This is a genomic window from Pseudoalteromonas sp. SR41-7 (genome assembly GCF_014163935.1).
In the GTDB taxonomy this organism is placed as follows: Bacteria; Pseudomonadota; Gammaproteobacteria; order Enterobacterales; family Alteromonadaceae; genus Pseudoalteromonas; species Pseudoalteromonas distincta.
The window spans coordinates 43,105-64,249 of record NZ_JACJEF010000013.1 but is presented as its reverse complement, the minus strand read 5'-3'; the positions used below and the strand labels follow the sequence as shown (position 1 = coordinate 64,249).

General features: G+C 40.4%; 15 protein-coding genes. 2 read left to right on the top strand and 13 right to left on the bottom strand.

Translation table 11 applies throughout. The features are described from left to right. Positions 1–27 precede the first annotated feature (27 nt). Positions 28–264, top strand: coding sequence for a hypothetical protein (locus H5092_RS15910; protein WP_024597166.1), 237 nt, complete (start codon positions 28–30; stop codon positions 262–264). A gap of 70 nt (positions 265–334) precedes the next feature. On the opposite strand, the gene H5092_RS15905 is transcribed toward H5092_RS15910, so the two are convergent. The 12 genes from H5092_RS15905 to H5092_RS15850 form a co-directional block, all read right to left on the bottom strand. Continuing rightward, entirely contained in the window at positions 335–1,303 is a 969-nt protein-coding gene (locus tag H5092_RS15905) for a PstS family phosphate ABC transporter substrate-binding protein (RefSeq protein WP_002962686.1), read from the bottom strand. A 115-nt stretch (positions 1,304–1,418) separates the two neighbouring features. Continuing rightward, a complete protein-coding gene (phoR, locus tag H5092_RS15900; RefSeq protein ID WP_182694011.1) occupies positions 1,419–2,726 on the bottom strand; it encodes a phosphate regulon sensor histidine kinase PhoR in 1,308 nt (435 codons plus the stop codon). 65 nt (positions 2,727–2,791) lie between these two features. Then, complete coding sequence (gene phoB, locus H5092_RS15895; RefSeq protein ID WP_006791869.1) at positions 2,792–3,481, bottom strand: phosphate regulon transcriptional regulator PhoB; 690 nt, start codon at positions 3,479–3,481, stop codon at positions 2,792–2,794. A 1,039-nt stretch (positions 3,482–4,520) separates the two neighbouring features. Beyond that, the gene (gene fba, locus H5092_RS15890) at positions 4,521–5,585 is read right to left on the bottom strand and encodes a class II fructose-bisphosphate aldolase (protein WP_182733993.1); all 1,065 of its coding nucleotides are present in this window, start codon (positions 5,583–5,585) and stop codon (positions 4,521–4,523) included. 201 nt (positions 5,586–5,786) lie between these two features. Continuing rightward, positions 5,787–6,962 (bottom strand): phosphoglycerate kinase, encoded by a 1,176-nt coding sequence (locus H5092_RS15885; RefSeq protein WP_002961525.1) that lies wholly within the window; start codon positions 6,960–6,962, stop codon positions 5,787–5,789. A gap of 64 nt (positions 6,963–7,026) precedes the next feature. Beyond that, positions 7,027–8,043, bottom strand: a complete 1,017-nt coding sequence (epd, locus tag H5092_RS15880) for an erythrose-4-phosphate dehydrogenase (RefSeq protein WP_002961528.1) — start codon at positions 8,041–8,043, stop codon at positions 7,027–7,029. A gap of 178 nt (positions 8,044–8,221) precedes the next feature. Further along, on the bottom strand, positions 8,222–8,884 hold the full coding sequence (locus tag H5092_RS15875) for a peroxiredoxin-like family protein (RefSeq protein WP_182733990.1): 663 nt from the start codon (positions 8,882–8,884) through the stop codon (positions 8,222–8,224). Positions 8,885–8,963: 79 nt separating this feature from the next. Continuing rightward, entirely contained in the window at positions 8,964–9,692 is a 729-nt protein-coding gene (locus H5092_RS15870; protein ID WP_182733987.1) for an SIMPL domain-containing protein, read from the bottom strand. 138 nt (positions 9,693–9,830) lie between these two features. Continuing rightward, positions 9,831–10,454 (bottom strand): 3'-5' exonuclease, encoded by a 624-nt coding sequence (locus tag H5092_RS15865; RefSeq protein WP_182733982.1) that lies wholly within the window; start codon positions 10,452–10,454, stop codon positions 9,831–9,833. 15 nt (positions 10,455–10,469) lie between these two features. Next, a complete protein-coding gene (locus H5092_RS15860; protein ID WP_039490378.1) occupies positions 10,470–12,308 on the bottom strand; it encodes a DUF294 nucleotidyltransferase-like domain-containing protein in 1,839 nt (612 codons plus the stop codon). A 123-nt stretch (positions 12,309–12,431) separates the two neighbouring features. Continuing rightward, positions 12,432–14,156: a sodium:solute symporter family protein gene (locus H5092_RS15855; RefSeq protein ID WP_002961534.1), complete on the bottom strand. Its 1,725-nt coding sequence runs from the start codon at positions 14,154–14,156 to the stop codon at positions 12,432–12,434. 10 nt (positions 14,157–14,166) lie between these two features. After that, positions 14,167–14,430 (bottom strand): DUF4212 domain-containing protein, encoded by a 264-nt coding sequence (locus tag H5092_RS15850; protein WP_002961535.1) that lies wholly within the window; start codon positions 14,428–14,430, stop codon positions 14,167–14,169. 414 nt (positions 14,431–14,844) lie between these two features. Here H5092_RS15850 and H5092_RS15845 point away from each other — a divergent pair, with 414 nt between their 5' ends. Beyond that, entirely contained in the window at positions 14,845–18,285 is a 3,441-nt protein-coding gene (locus tag H5092_RS15845) for a PAS-domain containing protein (protein WP_182733978.1), read from the top strand. A gap of 117 nt (positions 18,286–18,402) precedes the next feature. Here H5092_RS15845 and H5092_RS15840 read toward each other — a convergent pair whose 3' ends face one another. Next, complete coding sequence (locus tag H5092_RS15840) at positions 18,403–21,048, bottom strand: DUF2339 domain-containing protein (RefSeq protein ID WP_182733976.1); 2,646 nt, start codon at positions 21,046–21,048, stop codon at positions 18,403–18,405. Positions 21,049–21,145: the final 97 nt, after the last annotated feature.

Genomic DNA, 21,145 nt, shown 5'->3' with positions numbered 1-21,145 from the left:
TGCGACTCCATTTTAAGGATAAGAAGCATGCACACTTTAATAAAAACAAGCGTAGTCGCCCTTACTTTTGCACTATTGGCAGGTTGTCAAAACCAAGTTGAAAACCCTGAAATGAATCAGTGTGCTCAACAAAACTACCAGTGTGAAAGTAGTTGTGAACAGCAAACAACTGCTGAGGGCTTAAAGCAACAAGTATGCTCTGGCAAATGTGTTGAGAGCTATAATCAATGTAAAGCACAAGCCGAAAAATTAGGTAATATTTAATTCCTTAAAGTTTTTAGTTTTAGGCACAAAAAAACCGCTCAATGAGCGGTTTTTTATTGCTTATAGTTTATTAATTTAAACCAAGCTTCTTAAGTTCTGTTTCTACTAGCTTTGCAGAAAGTGGTACATAACCATCTTTTTCTACAATTTGCTGACCATCTTTTGAAAGTACCATTTTTAAGAATTGCGCTTCCATTGGAGACAACGGCTTGTTTGGGTGCTTATTCACATAAAGGTATAAAAAGCGAGATAATGGATATTTACCTTGTGCAACGTTATCAAGTGTTGCATCAACAAAGTTATCGCCTTTTTTAGCTAGCGGTACTGTACGTACGCCCGATGTTTTATAACCTATACCTGAGTAACCAATTGCATTTAATGAAGATGAAATTGACTGTACTACTGATGCAGAACCCGGTTGCTCATTTACGTTATTACGGAAATCACCTTTACAAAGTGCTTTCTTTTTAAAGTAACCATACGTACCTGATACTGAGTTGCGTCCGTAAAGTTGCACATCTTTAGCTGCCCAATCACCTGTTAGACCAACATCGCTCCAACGGTTAACTTGTTCTGGTGCGCCACATTTACGAGTAGATGAAAAGATAGCATCTACTTGGTCAATACGAAGACCTTCAATTGGGTTATCTTTATGTACAAATACAGCAAGTGCATCAATAGCTACGCGAACTTCTGTTGGCTTGTAACCGTAACGTTTTTCGAACGCTTCGATTTCTTTAGATTTCATTTTACGGCTCATTGGACCTAGGTTAGCTGTACCTTCGGTAAGTGCCGGTGGAGCAGTAGAAGAACCTGCTGCTTGAATCTGAATATTTACATTTGGGTAAATACGTTTGTACTCTTCAGCCCAAAACGTCATCATGTTGGCTAAAGTGTCAGAACCTACTGATGAAAAGTTGCCTGAAACACCACTAATTTTTTGATACTCAGGAATATTTTGGTCTAGAGCAACTGCTTGTGCAGATACGAAAGTTGTAACAGCCACACCCATTGCGGCAACTAAGTTTTTAAATTTCATGTAGAGTTCTCCGGTTTGTTCGTTCCATTTTCTAACTGCTGCCCACTCTAAAGTGAGTACATGACAGTTACATTACTCTTAAATGACACTTTTATGACTTGACCTATTAGCTTAATTATTTAGTCAGCGAAACTATCTTATCTATTGAAAATTCAAAAGAAAAACACGATCCTTTGTTAACTTCACTGCGAATATTTAATTTACTATCATGGCGAGTTAACACATGTTTTGTTATAGCGAGCCCTAAGCCTGAGCCACCTGTTGTTCTACTGCGAGCTTTATCAACACGATAAAAACGCTCAGTTAATCGGTTAATATGCTCAGGCGCAATACCATCACCATTATCGGTAACACTAAAACACGCTTTATTGTTTTTGCGCTGCCAGCAAACTTCTACTTTACCGCCTGGTTTTGTGTAATGAATCGCGTTGAATACTAAATTAGAAAACGCACTACGCAGTTCATCCTCAGAGCCTTTAATATCAAGGGTTTTATCAATATCAAAAATAAGTTCGTGGCCTTTGTCTTGATTAATTGAGTTTGCTTCAGTGTGAATATAACCAAGTAATTGCGGCACATTTATAGCTTTATCGTTGTCTTGGCGCCGTGCACCTTCAATACGCGAAAGCGATAATAATTGGCTGACTAAGCTATCCATGCGCTTACATTGTTCAAGCATGGTATTTTGCGCTTTGTTCCACATTGCTGGCGGCGGCATCATGTCGCCATCCATCATCTCAAGATACCCTGTAACCACTGTAAGCGGTGTACGTAGTTCATGCGACACATTGGCTACAAAGTCTTTACGCATCTGTTCAAGCTGTTTTAAGCGCGTTACATCACGTACCACAACCATAAGTTGCGTACTTGCATATGGCATTACCCTAAACTCAAGCACCTGCTCAATACTGTGACCGTTATCCAGCTCAAGCGCCTCGTCAAATTCGCCTTTGTGCATGTATTTAGCAAACTTAGGTTCGCGAATTAAATTATCAAGGCGCTGACCATGATCGGTAGGCCACTGCAAACCAAGCACTTTAAGGGCTAATTGATTACACCACACAATACTTAAATCGTTTTGTAATACCACAACCGCATCAGGTACCGCTTCAGCCCCATCGCGAAAGCGACGAATTAAATCTGCAAGCTCATTACGTTTTTTACGATTACGGTGCTGGAGATGATAAATACCTTCGAACACTTGCTCCCATGCACCCTCACCCTCTGGCGGATTAAAGCTGCGTTGATTAAGTAGCCAATCGCTCAAACGATAAAGTTGATGGTAGTGCCAAATAAGGAGGGAAAAAGATCCTAAAAATAAAAGCAAAAATGGCGCGCCAACCAGCACACCAATTAATAGTAAGGGTAAAAAATAGATAAACAGGCGTTTAACTAACGCCTGTTTATTAACAACTCGATACATACACTCACTTTACCTTAGAGTAGTAATACATGCGTATTTTACACATTAGCTAAGTTTTAAGCTGATCACAGCTTACTTGAAAAACGATACCCAGCGCCACGTACTGTTTGCACCAAACGGTCATGTCCAAGTGGGCCAATTGCTTTACGCAGGCGACGAATGTGCACATCAACCGTGCGATCTTCTACGTAAACGTTAGTTCCCCACACATGATCAAGCAGTTGTTCACGGCTATAAACACGCTCTGGGTGAGTCATAAAAAAGTGCAGTAATCTAAATTCGGTTGGCCCCATATCAAGCTCGTTACCTTCTGAGGTAACACGATGCGAAATAGGGTCTAAACGCAGGCCATGTACTTCAATAGCTTCTTCTAATGAGGTTGGCGATACACGACGAATAACCGCTTTAATACGTGCCATAAGCTCTTTAGGTGAAAACGGCTTAGTGACGTAATCATCTGCACCTACTTCAAGACCGCGTACTTTGTCTTCTTCTTCGCCGCGAGCTGTAAGCATAATAATTGGGATTTGGCGGGTGTGTTCGTTTTGCTTAAACTTTTTAGCAATTTGAATACCGCTTCCACCTGGTAACATCCAATCAAGTAAAACCATATCTGGGTAAGGTTCAACCATAGCTGCAATAGCAGAGTCGTAATCTTCTGCTTCAATTGCTTGAAATCCATTTTGCTCTAAAACAAAAACCAACATCTCCCTGATAGGAGCTTCGTCATCTACGACTAGTACTTTACGTGACATTCCAATTTATCTCTTACGCTATCGAATTAGTTTTCATTATTATGACTAAGTATGACATTTTTATGAAAGTGTAACGTGTAAATTAAAATGGTGGTAAAAAAAACACAAATTAGTGACAAAAAACCTCATTAACGTCATATTTTTAAAACCTTTTTAATATTTAACGTAATAAAAAGAGATTTACGATAAATTTATGTAATAGCTAACTTTTTGAAATTATCTTTTTTGTATCGCTATTTAAACCACTAAACAATATCAAACTAGCTGGGATCATTGTTTTACTAACCAAGACATTTTTACAGATCGATCGTTTAAAAGTAGCTTTAAAGCCATTTTAAAATCAACAAACCCGCCTGTGTAACAAACAATACGTTCAAAAATAGATCTAAATTTTACTAAGCTCCAAATAAAGGATCAGATTTTTACCAAGCCGATCAACCCTCAGATCAGAGTTGTACCTAGTCAAAGCCATAAGTTGTTGATTGTTTGTACAAATAAATAACGATCAAATTATCTCAGAACCCATATATAGCATTAAAGTGTATTTGGCTTAGTAAAGTAATGATCCGAAAAGGCTGTGTTAGTAAATGCGTGATCCCAAAATTCCGCGTTGGTAATGCAGTGATCTGATCAAAAAACCGTAATCTGTAATATAAAAAGGGCTGACATTAAAAAAGCCAGCAACAAAGTTACTGGCTTAGGGCCTGTTGACCTTTCATGATTAAAATTTGATCAACCCAGGGGCGATTTAATCGCGGCGTGGGGTTTGTAACCTAGCGGGCTAAGTAAAAACCGAGCAAAGCTTCCGCGTCCTGCTCACGCCCCTTACCTACATCCATGTAGGCAACAAAGAGTAAATTGCCCCTAAGCAGAACCCTTCGGGCAGCGCATGTTTGGCATTTATTCCACGTTATCGCCTATTTATGGGGAATAACCACACTGCATAGGCTCTGCCTTGCCTAAATACCAAACATACTGCTGCAAATTCAACCTCGAAAGATAAACAGGCCCTAATAATGATCAATTATAAATTGATCTATTATCTAATTTTAGGGTCTAGTTCGCCGCTTAAGTATTTAAGGTGCATTTCATCAAGTGAAATTGGCTTAATTTTACTAGCCTGACCAGAAGTACCAAACGAGTTATAGCGTGCAACGCAAATCTCTGTCATTGCTTTTGTAGCTTCAGCTAGGTATTTACGTGGATCAAAGTTAGATGGGTTAAGCGCCATATGACGGCGAATTGCACCGGTAGATGCTAAACGTAAATCGGTATCAATATTTACCTTGCGAACACCAAACTTAATGCCTTCAACAATCTGCTCAACTGGCACACCATAAGTTTCTGGAATTTCGCCACCGTACTGATTAATAATTTCTAACCATTCTTGAGGAACTGAAGATGAGCCATGCATCACTAAGTGCGTGTTAGGAATACGGGCATGAATCGCTTTAATGCGATCAATCGCTAAAATGTCATCTGTTGGTGGGCGAGTAAATTTATAAGCACCGTGTGAAGTACCGCAAGCAATTGCAAGTGCATCAACGTGTGTTTTATTTACAAAATCAGCCGCTTCTTCAGGGTCTGTTAGCATTTGATCAGTTGTTAATATGCCTTCTGCGCCAACGCCATCTTCTTCGCCAGCTTCACCTGTTTCAAGTGAACCAAGTACACCTAGCTCGCCTTCAACCGATACGCCACAGGCATGCGCCATCGCAACAGTTTCGCGCGTTACTTCTACATTGTATTCGTAGCTTGAAGGGGTTTTGCCGTCGCTCATTAACGAGCCATCCATCATTACTGATGAAAAACCAAGCTGAATTGAACGCTGACATACACCTGGCGACGTGCCGTGATCTTGGTGCATTACAACTGGGATATGTGGCCATTCTTCAACGGCTGCTAAAATCATATGACGAATAAATGGAGCACCAGCATAAGCACGTGCGCCAGCTGATCCCTGAACGATTACTGGACTGTTTGTTTTGTCAGCCGCTTCCATTATTGCGCGCATTTGCTCTTGATTGTTAACGTTAAAAGCAGGTACGCCGTAACCATGCTCTGCTGCATGATCTAAAAGTTGTCGCATACTGATTAAAGCCATTGGGTATTCTCCAATTTATCGACAGTAGTTCCCTACCATCTAGTTTGAACGGATGTGTTAGTTTGGCGTTATAACAACGCCACGAAAAACCACTGCTTTGCAGTAATATTCCGTCTAAATTAACGACTAAATTAGGGTGAGAGGTATTTAGTAATTAATTGTCGGTGAGGGCTATTACACCCTCACCTTACGCGACTAAAATTACTTAGCGCGCGACTCTAGCATTTCAACTGCTGGAAGTTTTTTGCCTTCTAAAAACTCTAAGAACGCACCACCACCAGTAGAAATATAAGATACTTTATCGGCAATGCCGTATTTATCGATTGCGGCTAAGGTATCACCACCACCCGCAATTGAAAACGCATTTGAGTTAGCAATTGCTTGTGCAATAGCACGAGTACCATTACCAAATTGGTCAAACTCGAACACGCCAACTGGACCATTCCATACAACAGTGCCTGCATTTGCAATAATTTTTGCAAGCTTGCTCGCTGTATCAGGGCCAATATCAAAAATCATATCATTGCTTGTTACTTCGCTTACATCTTTAAGTGTAGCTACAGCAGATTCAGAAAACTCATTACCAACCACTACGTCAGTCGGTACCGGAATTTCACCATTATTAGCAATCGCTGCTGCACATAAACGGTTCGCTTCATCCATTAAATCAGGTTCGTAAAGCGATTTACCAACTGGGCTACCTGATGCAGCAATAAAGGTATTTGCAATACCGCCGCCGGTAACTAATTGGTCAACAATTTTAGAAAGTGAATCTAAAACGGTAAGCTTAGTAGATACTTTAGAACCACCAACAATCGCTACTAATGGACGCGCTGGATTATCAAGTGCTTTTCCTAACGCTTCAAGCTCAGCCGATAACAATGGACCTGCACATGCCACATCAGCAAATAAACCAACGCCATGGGTAGACGCTTGTGCACGGTGAGCCGTACCAAATGCATCCATTACATATACATCACACAGTGCTGCTAGTTGCTTAGATAGCGCTTCGTCGTTTTTCTTCTCGCCTTTGTTAAAGCGCACATTTTCAAAAACAACCACTTCGTTATCAGCAATATCAACACCGTTTAGGTAATCTTTTTCTAAACGTACAGTTTGCTCTAGGGCATCGTTTAAGTAATCAGCTACAGGTGCAAGCGAAAACGCTTCATCGTATTCCCCTTCCGTAGGACGGCCAAGGTGTGACATAACCATTACTTTAGCGCCTTTCTCAAGGGCTAGTTTAATAGTAGGTAGTGCTGCACGAATACGCGCATCTGACGTCACTTTACCTGCTTTAACTGGTACATTTAAATCTTCACGAATTAATACGCGTTTGCCGTTTAAATCTAAATCTGCCATTTTTATGACCGACATGAACATCTCCTTAGTTAACGATACTGAACCTGAAAAATACGTTTAAAATTATTATATTAATAAATTACTTATTCACTGCCATCATAGCACGCGCTGTGTCGAGCATACGATTAGCAAAACCCCATTCGTTATCACACCATACTAATAACTTTATCAGTCGTTTGTGACTAACACGTGTTTGTGTGCCATCAATAATACAAGAATGTGGGTCGTGATTAAAATCAACCGATACAAGCGGCTCTTCGGTATAACTTAAAATACCTTCTAAGCGGTCTTTTGCTTGTGCTTTAAGTGCATTATTTACTGCATTTAAATCTACATCGGTATTAACCGTTACACTTAAATCCATTGCCGTGACATTTATAGTAGGTACACGTACGGCGATGGCTTCAAAACGGCCTTTAAATTTAGGTAAAATACGGTCTATACCACGAGCGAGCTTTGTATCAACTGGAATAATTGATTGGCTTGCAGCGCGAGTACGGCGTAAATCATGATGATAACCATCAATCACTTGTTGATCGTTCATCGACGCATGAATCGTTGTAATAGCGCCCGACTCAATACCAAATGCATCATCTAATACTTTAATAACCGGCACAACACAGTTAGTTGTACACGATCCGTTAGAAACAATTGTGTGCTCGCTTTTAAGCTCATCGTCGTTAATGCCATACACAATCGTAGCATCAACATCGTTATCGGCCGGATGCGAAAACAACACCTTTTTAGCACCTGCGGTAATATGTAACTGCGCATGTTCACGCGAGTGGTAAACACCCGTACATTCAAGTACAACGTCTACATCGAGCGTTTGCCAAGGTAATTCAATTGGGTTTTCTTCACAAAAAAGTGCAATGGTATCGCCTGCAACACTAATGGTGTCTTCACCAAGTTTTACAGGAAAAGAAAAACGACCGTGGGATGTGTCGTATTTTAATAAATGAGCAATAGCTTCAGGATCAGCAAGTTCGTTAATCGCAACAATTTTTATATCGTCGCTCAAACCAGACTCGTATAACGCGCGGACAATATTTCGACCAATACGACCAAAACCATTAATTGCAAGTTTGATTGCCATGAAATATAAAATCCACTCTTTTAGCGTGCAGATAAAGGCAATACGCCTTTTAGATGTCTGTATTGTAATCGACCTTGCATCTGATTATAAGAGGGAAGCATTAGAAACTTTAAATTAACGTTGAAGAGCTTAGGCATTGCAAGCTCTTCAAGGGGTCTGACTTTCAAAATTAAGTTTTTTATACTAAATTTTTCAAAGCGTTAATTATATCTTCTGGCTCAGAACGAGTACGATAATCAACATCAACATAACGCCAAGTCACTTTACCTTGTTTATCTAAAACAAAGGTGGCAGGGATCGGTAAAACACTACTATTGCCATTGTTAACCGACTCTAAATCTAGGCCTCGGTCTACTCGCATATGCTCGAGTAAAAATGTGGGCACTTGCCATGCTACGCCGTAGCTTGCTGCTACATCGGCATTTTGATCACTCAGCACTAAAAAATCCATGTTACTTATATCGCTTTCGCTCATTGAGCCGTCGGGTACTTGCGGGCTAATAGCCACCAGCTGCGCACCTAAAGCATGAATTTCAGGTAAACGTGACTGCAGTGCTTTTAGTTGTAAATTACAGTACGGACACCAACTACCACGATAAAAAGTAACAACCACAGGCCCTTTAGCAAGTAACTCAGTTAACTGCACCGATTGACCATGTTGATTTGGTAACTCAAAACTTGGTGCAATTTGGTTTAAATCAAGTGCATTAGCACCTTGTTGAAACGCTTTTGCTTGTGCAATCGTTTCATCAACACCTTTCATAAAATCAGGATTACCTTTGCGCCCTGCTGCTACTTTTGCCTCAGTTTGTGCTTTTAACGTGTTGATTTCATCGCTCATAATATGGCTACCTTCAAATTAATCAAAAACTTAAAGCCAGCTTACATTATGAAAATGTATTTGAAATGAAAATTTTAACTTAATCATTTACTTCTAAATCAAACACCACGTTTATTGATGATTTAAAGCTTACCGTTTGTTGTAGATAATTTTTGCGAGCTTTAGGAAAGGAATCGCTTATTGGATTTACTCTATCTATTTTTTTAACCGCTGCACCAAAACCACTGTAAACACTTTTTTGAGTTGAGCTAATAGTGCGTACTTCACCCACTTTTGTATCAAAGGAGTTAGCAAGCATATTTGCTTTTTCTTTTGCGTTATTAAGTGCTTGTTGTGTAGCTTGTGCTTGTAACAGCTCAGCTTTTGAAGATAAAAACTCAGTACTTTGAATCGCATTTACTTTTAAATTCAATAAAAAATCACTTAAATCATTCACTCTTTCATTATTTTTTAGTGTTACTTCAAAAATCCTTATAGCTGCGTATTCAGCGGGAGCCTGATGCCCTGTTTCAATGTAATCCATACCCGTTTTTTCAACTTTAACACTTGAGGCGACTACATCATCGGCAGTTATTTCAAATTGACTTAGTCCGTCAATTAGTAAATTAACTTTATTATCAAGATCGTTCTTAGCTGCTAAAGGTTCGTTTTTAATACTTATAATTTGAAATAGTATTTTAGCTATATCAGGAACGGCAAGCACCTCTGCAGTCCCTTGAACCGAAATTTGACGGCTTGTAGGTAAGCATGAATTAGCAAAAGTGATGAGTGGGAATAAGGTTAAGAAAATGGCAGTGATGAGTTTCATGATCGTCCTTGAAGTGATTAGTTAGATAATGATTACGTAACTGTACCTATAGTTATACGGATAACAATAAAAGTAAACTGCTCTTTATTGTAGGCGGGAGTTTATCTCGCGCGGCATAAAGCCCCGCCTTCAGCCAACCTACATCAACTCGCCTACTTTTAACTCTTTGCCACGGTTTATTTGATGACACTGGGCTAGCAGTAACTCGGCAGTGGCTTGTGCATCGGTCAGTGCGTGATGGCAATGATAGCTTGGTAACTCATAACGTGTGCGGCAAGCATTAAGGGTTAAATCATCTTGTTTTATTTCAGTTGAATGATGGAGTAAGCGCTTTTGCTCAATATGCAGTGTGTCGATTATGAGTTTAGGCCGTATTGTTATATTGGCATTTTTAAGCGCTATTTTTAAAAAGCCCCAGTCGAGCATGGCATTATGAAACACTAAAATACAGTCGCTAAAATGGTTACTTAATTGCATTAATATACTGTTTAGGCTTAGCCCCTTTGCTATAGCATCATCGCTAATCCCATGAAAAACAGGACTTTGCTCAAGGCTTTTTACGTTTTTATTTATAAGGTGCTGCGACTCGCTCATTTTTATACATTGGTTATCTATTATCACCCACGCTACCGATACAATTTCGTGCTGTTTTGCATCAAGCCCAGTGAGCTCTAAATCAATCACTAAGTAACGTTGTTGTAAGGCATTTTTGCCTAGTAATTTACGGCGCTTTAAATACCGAGTGAGCAGCTTTTTTACCATGTTAGTAATCCATCATTATAAACTGCCGCGAGCAAACTTAAACGCGGCGGCTTGCTGCGCTTGTTTAACAAGGTAAAACGCTTCTTTTAGTTGATGGCGCTCTAGTGAGTTTAATTTATTAGGGTTAATGCAATTACTCGGTAAGCCCTCTTCGTTTATTTGTGTACTCAAACGAAGCTGCGTTAAGAACCGCCAGCAGTCTTTTAGGTTGTATATATCTTCTTTGCTGATCAGTTTATGTTTTAGTAGTGCGTCCAACCGCTCTTGTGTGTTGGCGCGCCTAATACCCGCTTTTAAAGCGTATAACCGCACTATGTCATTTATAATTACGACACCACGTTTTTTTAAATCTATGTATTTATTATTTTGATCTGTTTTTTCGGTTTTAAATTTATTAAATAAACCAATTGGCACGCTGTTGCTGCTTATGTCGGTTGCCATTGCGGCATAGAATAAGTCGTTACGCGATATACGAATTAGTTGCTCGCAAAAAGCCGTGTATAAAGCGTTTGAACCTTCAATAAATCGCAGGTCAAAAAATATCTTACAGTTAAGCATTGCATTGGGTGTGGGGCTTTTTATCCATTTAAAAAAGCGCTCGCTCCAGTCGTTTACGCTCATACGGCACTCATCACTGCTTGCCATAATATTACCTGGGCAACGCCTAATGCCGCACTCAACTAAATTCTCGCATACAAACTCCCCCATACTTTTAAAGTAAGCGTGTTGCTCGGTGGTTAAGTCGTTAGGGAGTAATAAGCCGTTATCTTGATCTGAATGCAGGGTTTGTTCTTCGCGTGCTTGCGAGCCAAAGCAAATAAAACTAAAGCTGGTTGGCGCTGCGCCATGCTCTTCTTGAAATAAGTGAATCAGGCGCGATGTAAGCGCATCGGTTAAACCACTGAGTAATTTACCAATTAGCGATATGTCGTCAATGTTGTACGAAAAACTACGCAAAAGTTCGGGAATTTCTTTAGCGTAGCGTTTTAAATCAGTAACAGTGTGCGCTTTATATATGCGCCCAATAAGCTGTACGGGGTCACTTTTTTGTTGGCGCAGTAAATCGGTGCTGGTTATCATCCCTATCGGGTTATGGTTTTCGTCAAGCACGGGCAAATGGTGAATATTGTATTTAAGCATTAAGTGTAGCGCCGAAAACACCCGGTTATTTTCAAATATAAACTTAGGTTTGGCGGTCATAATACTGCTTACTGCGTCTTGTGGATCTACCTCGTCGGCAAGTACTCGGTTGCGTAAATCGCGGTCGGTCACAACCCCTACTAAGTGCGCGTGCTGCGTTATCATTATTGACGATACGCCATGCTCTTTCATTTTTTTAGCACTTTGCCTAATACTTGCATCGGGCGTAAGCGTAATTGCTGTGCGCGTCATCAGCTCTGATATTTTACGTTCCGACCAGCTATCGTTTTTACTTTTATAATGTGATGACAATAACCGGTTAGCGTGAGCGCGTACAAAGTATTGCTCAAACGATTTATATTCTCTGCGTAAAAAATCAAAATGCGTTTGAGAGAGCATATACACTATCCCCTCTTTTTGTACTTCTAACCTATTTTGAATTGCCTCACCGGTTAACAGCGACGGAAAACCAAAATAGTCACCTTGCGCTAAGCGCGTAACAACATCGCCCTTGCCATCAACTAGGTCGTACAAACCAGAGCGAATTAAAAATAGTTTAGGGTTTTCACTTTGTAACCACTGAGTCTGGTTTTCGCGGGTAAGGTAAATAATATCAAGATGATTTACAAAGTATTCGCATGCGCTGCTATCAAGCATAGTAAAAGGCGCTTGCAAACAAACGTATTGGGCTATTTCTTGTTGTTCTACACTCATTGTATTCGCTCTTTAAATGGTGATGTACCAATCTAATGTACTTATTTATTAAACAAATAAAAAGCCCGACTAAAGTCGGGCTTTGGGTGCTTTATATTTTTTTACTATATCTATAAATGTTGCCTAGTGATCGTGCGCTTCAGCTGACCCTTTAGGGTTACGAATACCTTCTACCATTTCTTGAATTTCAATAGGTGTAGCTTGAGTAAATTTAAGAACAACTGCAGCTACTACAAAGTTAATAATCATACCAATCAAGCCAATACCTTCAGGCGAAATACCTAAAAACCAATGTTCAGGATTATTAAGCTCAGGGCTTACAAACTTGAAGAAGATGATATACGCAGCGGTAAAGCCAATACCCGTTACCATGCCTGCAATTGCGCCCTCTCGGTTCATTGTTTTAGAGAATATACCCATAATAATTGCTGGGAAGAAACTCGCTGCCGCCAAGCCGAAGGCAAATGCCACTACCGATGCCACAAATCCAGGCGGGTTAATACCAAAGTACGCGGAGATAACAATAGCGACCATGGCTGCCAACCTCGCTGCAAGTAACTCTTGCTTGTCGGTAATATCGGGCTTGAGGGTTCGCTTGAGTAAATCGTGCGAAACGGAGGTCGAAATAACCAGTAGTAAACCTGCTGTTGTAGACAATGCAGCGGCAATACCACCAGCAGCTACGAGTGCAATTACCCATGCTGGTAAATTAGCAATTTCTGGATTTGCTAATACCATAATGTCGCGGTCTACATTTACTTCGTTAGCACTGTTCGGATCGGTGATTTTACCCGCCGTGTAGAACATTTTGCCATCGCCGTTTTTATCATCAAATGTAATTAAACCTGTGCGTTCCCAGTTTTTAATCCATCCTGGTGCTTCTGCGTAAGCTGTACCGCTACCGTCTTTACCATTAATAGTATCAACCATGTTTACGCGAGCAAAGGCTGCAACCGCAGGTGCTGTTGTGTAAACAATCGCGATGAACACAAGAGTCCATGCAGCAGAAATACGTGTGTCTTTTACGCGAGGTACAGTGAAAAAGCGTACAATTACATGTGGTAAACCAGCAGTACCTACCATTAACGCACCAGTAATAGCAAATACGTCAATCATGCTCTTAGAGCCTTCGGTATATTGCGCAAAACCAAGTTCAGCGCTTAAGCCATCTAATTTATCAAGTACGTACACGCCGTCGCTGCCAATTAGTGTGGCACCAAAACCGGTTTGTGGGAAGAAGTGACCCGTCATCATCATCGAGATAAAAATGGCTGGTACAAGGTAGGCAAATACAAGTACACAATACTGCGCTACTTGTGTGTAGGTAATGCCTTTCATGCCGCCAAGTACCGCATAAAAGAATACAATCACCATACCAATGTAAACACCGGTTTCAATTTCTACTTCTAAAAAGCGTGAAAATACCACGCCTACGCCACGCATTTGCCCTGCTATATAAGTGAAACAAATGAATATGGCACAAAAAATAGCAACTAAACGCGCGGTACGTGAATAGTAACGGTCGCCAATAAAGTCTGGCACAGTAAACTTGCCGAATTTACGTAAGTAAGGCGCTAAACACATGGCTAATAGTACATAACCACCTGTCCACCCCATTAAGTAAACACTGCCATCGTAACCTGCAAACGAAATAATACCCGCCATTGAAATAAACGACGCGGCGCTCATCCAATCGGCAGCTGTTGCCATACCATTAGCAAGAGGAGGTACGCCGCCGCCCGCTACATAAAACTCTTTGGTTGAACCCGCTCGGGCCCATATTGCTATGCCGATATAAAGCGCAAAGCTTAAACCAACAATTAAGAACGTGAGTGTTTGAACATCCATTGCTTAGCTCCTATTCGTCTACGCCGTATTTTTTATCTAACGTATTCATTTTGAAAACGTACACAAAAATCAAAGCAACAAAGGTATAAATCGCGCCTTGCTGGGCGAACCAGAAGCCAAGTTTAAACCCAAAAAAACGTACTTCATTAAGTACATCAACCAGTAATATGCCAAAGCCAAAAGACACGACAAACCACACTGCTAACAGTTTAAATAACAGCGAAATGTTTTCTGCCCAATAAGCTTTTGCTTGTTCTTCATCTTTAAAAGCCATTTTTGTTTTCCCCTTTAAGCACCGCAATATCGCGATGAGTGGTTTTTTATCTTCGCTTACCAATTTAGCAACGCTGGTTACATATTGAATTGAGACCATAGTCGTAACAGCTTGTTAACGTTTACGTAAACTGCATTTATCATTCAAGCGTGCTTTATATATTTTTATATTATTTCAATTGCTTAGGCTGTTTTTGTAAGCTGGCTTTATGATTAAATTGATAAGTTGGTCATTAATGCGACATTAGTCTAATGCTCAAGGGTGTTTTATTTTTACTGTTAATATTCAATAAGATATAAATAAAATAAAAGTTTTATTTTAAATTCAACCCTCACACTTAACCTCAGTTCTGGTATTGTGTTAATCCCTCATAGGGATGAGGGACTATTTAAAATAATAAGGTTTAATAACAACATGACTGCCGTACTCATTATTGTTGCTTTAAGTTATATAGGTGTGCTGTTTTGGCTTGCCAATTGGGGCGATAAAACAACCCCTTTAGCAAAGCGTATTAGCCATCACCCATTTGTGTATTCACTCTCACTCGGGATTTACTGTACCTCTTGGACTTATTACGGTTCGGTAGGAACAGCCGCCACCAGCAGTTGGAGTTACTTGCCAATATTATTAGGCCCTGCGTTGCTGTTTTTATTCGGCCAAGGATTTTTACGTAAGCTGGTACTGGTAAGTAAAAAACAAAATATAACGACTATTGCTGACTTTATTTCAGCTCGTTACGGCAAACGTCAAACTACAGCAATAATGGTTACTGTAATCGCATTACTGGCAACCATTCCCTACATTGCACTGCAATTAAAAGCGCTTAGTACAAGCTTTTTACTTTTGCAAAACAGTAATAAAATATCCGGCGATATGCTCGCGCTTTCTGCCACACTAATTATGGCTTTATTTGCTATATTTTTTGGTACTCGCAAAGTTGATGTAACTGAATATCGCTCTGGCTTAATGCTCGCTGTTGCATTTGAATCTATGATTAAACTTATTGCTCTTATTGCCGTTGCGGGGCTTGCAGTATTTACACTTTTTAATTTACCCGAAGCCACCACGAACAAAGTAACTGAGTCTATTTGGGGTCACTGGAGCGATTTTAACTTTTTTAGCTTTAACTTTATTGGCCAGTCTTTAATGGCTGCAGCGGCTATTATATGTTTGCCTCGCCAGTTTCATGTAACCGTGGTCGACAACCAAAACAAACGCCACTTACTTACCGCTCGCTGGGCTTTTCCGCTGTATTTACTACTAACAGCCGCAATGATTTTACCTATTGCGACTGCGGCCATTCATCCTGAAATTGGCAGCGGCTATTCACCCGACAGCTTTGTACTTGCCCTACCGCTAATTAACGACAACGCTTTTTTAACCACCTTTGTATTTATAGGTGGGCTATCGGCCGCCACCGCAATGATAGTGGTAGCAACGCTTACATTAAGCACGATGATCTCAAACGATGTGGTACTGCCGTTAATGCTGCGTAGAAAGTTTAAACGTAACTTAATTACCAGCAGTTATAAGTCTCGTATATTACTTGTAAGGCGCTTTGCTATTGCAGGCATATTAATTTTGGCCTATTTCTATCAGCAATGGTTTGGCCATAGTAGCGCACTGGCCAGTATGGGCTTGGTCGCATTTTCACTTGTTACCCAATTGCTACCCTCTATTGTGGGTGGTTTATATTGGCGAAAAGGTCATGCTTATGGGGTGTATGCGGGTTTGGTAGCAGGCTTTATTTGCTGGATACTATTTTTAATGCTGCCAATACTCGATGCCGGCGCAACCCTTGATAGCGAGCTGCAACAAACGCTTATAACGCGTGGAACCTTGATAGCTTTGTTTGCCAATATTGGTTGTTATATTAGTTTTTCACTTGGGGCTGAGGAGCGCTTAATTGATAAAATTCAGGCCGCTGCTTTTGTTAACCCTAAAGATCAGGCTATCTTATCAAGGCGCTTAAATAAAGACGTAAAAGCCACCGTTTACGACTTTAAAATACTACTGCAAACATTTCTAGGTATTCAGCGCAGCCAACAAGTACTGGCCCATTACGCACTCGCCCATCATTTAAGCGATAACAACGCACACCCGGAGCCTGAATTTATAGCCTACTGCGAACGCGCGTTAACAGGCGTGCTTGGCGCATCGTCAGCGCAAGCGTTAATACATACGGTATCGTCGGGTAAGCGTATGGCGTTTGAAGAAGTTGTAAACTTTTTTGACGAAACCACACAAGCGCTGCAATTTAATCAAAACCTGTTATTTACCTCACTCGAAAATTTAAGCCACGGTATTTCAGTTGTTGATAAAGATTTAAAACTCGTTGCATGGAACAAACGCTACAATGAAATGTTTGGCTACCCTGAAGGCTTTTTAGAAGTAGGCCAACCCATAGAAGACATTATTAGATACAACGCTAACCGTGGTGAATGTGGCCCAGGCGAAATAGAACGCCAAGTAGAAAAACGTGTACAGCATTTAAAATATGGCAGCTCGCATCATTTTATTCGCCACCGTCGTAATGGCCAAGTATACGAAATGATTGGTAATCCGCTGCCCGATGGCGGATTTGTTACCAGCTTTTCAGATATTACAAACCACATAAGTACGCAAAATGCGCTTGAAGAAGTAAACATGGATCTTGAAAACCGCATAGAAGCACGTACTCAAGAAGTGCAAACTATTAATAAAGACTTACAAGCTCAAATAGATAGCCGCGTACAAACTGAGCAAGCACTTACTTTAGCTAAACGAGAAGCAGAGCAAGCCAACGACAGTAAAACGCGCTTTTTAGCACTGGCGAGCCACGACATTTTACAGCCGTTAAATGCAGCACGTTTATACCTTGCCGCCATTGACGAAAAACAGCTCGACAGCACTAACCAAAACAGCTTTGAAAAACTAGGCGATAGTCTCGATTCAACCGTGCATTTAATGTCGGCATTGCTTGAAATAGCTAAGCTTGAGCAAGGCGCTATGACCCCTACCCCTCGCCACTTTTATATTGAAGATATTTTAGCGCCACTACAAAGTGAATACGCTATTTTATCAAGTGATAAAGGCCTTAAGCTTAGTGTGCGTTCAAACCAACAAATTGTGCACAGCGATATAACCTATTTGCGCCGAATTATTCAAAACTTGGTCTCTAATGCAGTTAAATACACCGACAATGGCCGTGTATTAATTGCCTGCAGGAACCGAAAGCACAATTTACGAATAGAAGTATGGGATACAGGCCCCGGTATTAGCGAAGTAGAGCAAGCCAAAATATTTAACGACTTTTACCGTGTGGAGTCGGGCGATAACAAAGGCGTAGGCTTAGGCTTAGGTGTTGTAAAACGTATGGCTGACTTATTAAGTTTGCCGCTTGATGTGCATTCTGAGCCAAATAAAGGTAGCCGTTTTAGCATTGAGGTACCTTATGGTGACGAGCAGTTTGTACAACAAAAAAGTACTACAAACAGCCTAATAGAAAACCGTGCAGCAATTAATATTGTTGCCGTAGACGACGACCCTGAAAATTTAGCAGCAATGGCAAGCTTACTTAAAAAGTGGCAGGCTAATTACACCCTTTTTGATAACGTAGATAATGTACTGGCGCATGCTAAGCAAAACGGTACACCCGATGTTATTTTAATGGACTACCAATTAGGCAATGACTGCGATGGCATAACGCTAATTAAAACCCTGCGCGAAATTTGGCAAAGCCAAGTCCCTGCTATTTTAATTACCGCCGTGCGCGACACCGAGCTTAAGCAAGAAACCAAAGCCGCTAATATTCATTATTTAAGTAAGCCAATTAAACCGGGCAAACTAAAGGCACTGCTTAATCACAGTACATAGTGATCTAGTTAAAAGTATTCTAGTAAAAAGTGTTCTAGTTAAAAGCTATCAAGTAATAGCGTAAAACAAAAAGCCCAGTATCTTCACTGGGCTTTGCTTTATAAAGTGTTCATAAAATTAAACTGGATTTACTCGGCTTCTAAGCTTTTGGAACAACCAACTTAACCCCACCAATGAAAGCCCTAATCCAATAAACGAAAGCGCTTTAAGTAAGCCCTCCAAGTTAGCCATATCAATTAAAAACACTTTAACAATAACGGCAGCTAGTATGCCCAGGCCTACTTTTTGTATTAATAATTGATTTTTTAAATGCCCAAAAATAACAGTACCCGCCCCCAATACTAACCAAATAACAGAGTAGCTATAGAGCTCTGCATTGCTTGCGCCTTTTGATAAGTAAATGTAAGGACCTTGCCAGTACTGACGAATAAAGCTGTTTATTGCCAATAATATAAAGCCACCTGCAACGGCCAATATAAATGGCGTAGCTTTAGCATTTATTGGTTTTACAAGCTTGGCCAGCCAAAGCGTTAATCCTGCAGGTACTAACCACAATAGTAATAACCAGTTAAATATTGGCAGCTCACCTATGTAAAGTGATTCAAATAATGGGTTATCGTCAAGTAGTGTTTTAATAGCAAAAAGCCCTGCTAACCCCGCAAGTGCAAAACCCGCCACTTTATATAACTTAGCTAAAGTACCGGCAAGTTTTGCTCTGTGTAAATACACACACCCTAATGCCAGCCAGTTACAGGTAAGGAGTATTTGTTCGTAAAAGTTAAGTGAATCAAATTGCGGATAATGCCCTACTAACTGATAACTTGTTTCGGTAGTAATAAAAAGCGCTAAACAATGAAGGGCTGCACCTTCGAGCCATATTTTAAGTTTTGATGAGTCAAAGCACTTAGCTGCGGCAAAAAATAACGAAATACATAACGGATAAACCACAATACTCCAATGTAAGCCAAATACCGTAAGTGCATCGTAACTTGGTGTCCAAGGTGCGAGCGTTAAGCGCAGTAATAACGCAGCAACCAAGGCTTTTATAGGCCAATGCGGCATAGGCACGTTATAGCGTTTAATAAGTACGCTTATAAGTAATACTTGTACAGCAAGTGCAATGGTTAGGCCGCTGTCACTTAGTAGCATGGTAATTGCTAACGTAATATTGGCATTAGCCCCTACCCAATAAGTAAAACGCTGAAAAAGCGTTGTATTATGTTGCGCACACTTTATTAAAATAGCCGCCACTACAAACAATGCAACGGCCCAAAGTGGATATGCAGTACTTAACGCGGAATTAGGAATAAGCGTATATAAAGTAGCTATCATTACAAATACACTAAACGCTCCCGTAATATGAAACGCTAAACGCTTAATCTGTTTTTTACCGTAATAAAGCCCAAAAGCGGTAAGTAACAATCCGAGTAATAAACCCAAACCGTATTCATTTTTGAATATAAAGAGTGCGTCATCAAATAGGTTTGGCGAAAGATGCGTGCGCTGAGCGCCTAATACTAATAGCGTTGAAATAACTAACGCTACGCCCTGCCAAATATCCCAACGGCTATTTTTAAGGACTAAAAACAACACCAATACAATACTTAACACGCCGATTGCTTGCCACTGCATATCAAAGTGACTGATCAACATAGTAAATATTAAGGGCGCAATAAAGGCGAGTAGTAATGCATGATCTGGAAGCACTTTAATTAAGCGTTTTAAACTGTGCGGGCGATGTTCAATAACATTTAGTTTTAGACCTAAGCGCGGTATAGCAATTAACCCTACAATACTAAGTAAAGCAAATGCCCCCATTAACCAAACGGTATTAGCTTTAAGTAGCGTAAAACCAACTAAATACCAGCCAATGTGCCCAACCCATAATAAATACCACAACCAAGCTCGCTGTACTTTATGTGCAACTAACGCAGCCGACAAACTTACAAAGCCAATATACATTAACAGCGCAAATAAGTTACCACTGCCAGTGCTAACCCATATTGGTACGCTGTAAGCGCCAATAATACCAAGCACGGCCAATAGCGGGCCTAACCTAAGCGCCATCGCGCTTGCACTAATTGCTATAATAGCTAACGCAAAAAATGCCACGGTAGGGCTCAGCATGTCGTAACTGCTGTAAGCTAAAAGCGTTAAAGCAAAACAGGTAATAAACCCACCACTTGCAAGCGCTGCGGGTATGTAATTATTAAAGCCTTCAAATACAATGCGTTTATGGTGTAAATAAGCTGCGGCTGCAATTAAGCTAAGCCCAAATAATCCACCTAAACTCAGCCTCATTACAGGTGATAGTAATCCCGCTTCTAGGCTGTATTTAGCTAAAAATATGCCCCCAAACGCAAGCGCTATTGCGCCTATCCAGGTCATCCAGTTTTGCTCAAACCCTGCGCGCAATTTATTAAATAGTAATTCTATGGCTGATGCTTCAGCTGGTTTGGCTTTTTTAGGAGGTGCTGATAGCTGATTTATTACAGGTGGCGACGCGTTTTGGGACGTCAAGCTTGGCTGTGCTTTATGAGCAATTGGCTCTGATCTTGAAATCGCTGCCTGAGCCGTAGATGCTTCACTTTGAGGTTCACTTTGCGATATCGATTTATGTGTTTGTAGATGTGTTATTTTGGCCCTTAAAACAGCAACTTCTTGTTTTAATGCATTTAACTGCACTAGCGCAATTAAGCCGCAAATAGCACCGGCAACTACAACCAGTATTACTATGACGGCTAACCCAACTAAATCATCCATGGCACACTCTTATTAATTATTATGCCCTGAGTGTACCTAATTATTAATGAGTAGGTAAATTTTGTTCAATAAAAAAGCCTAAGCACTTAAAGTGCTT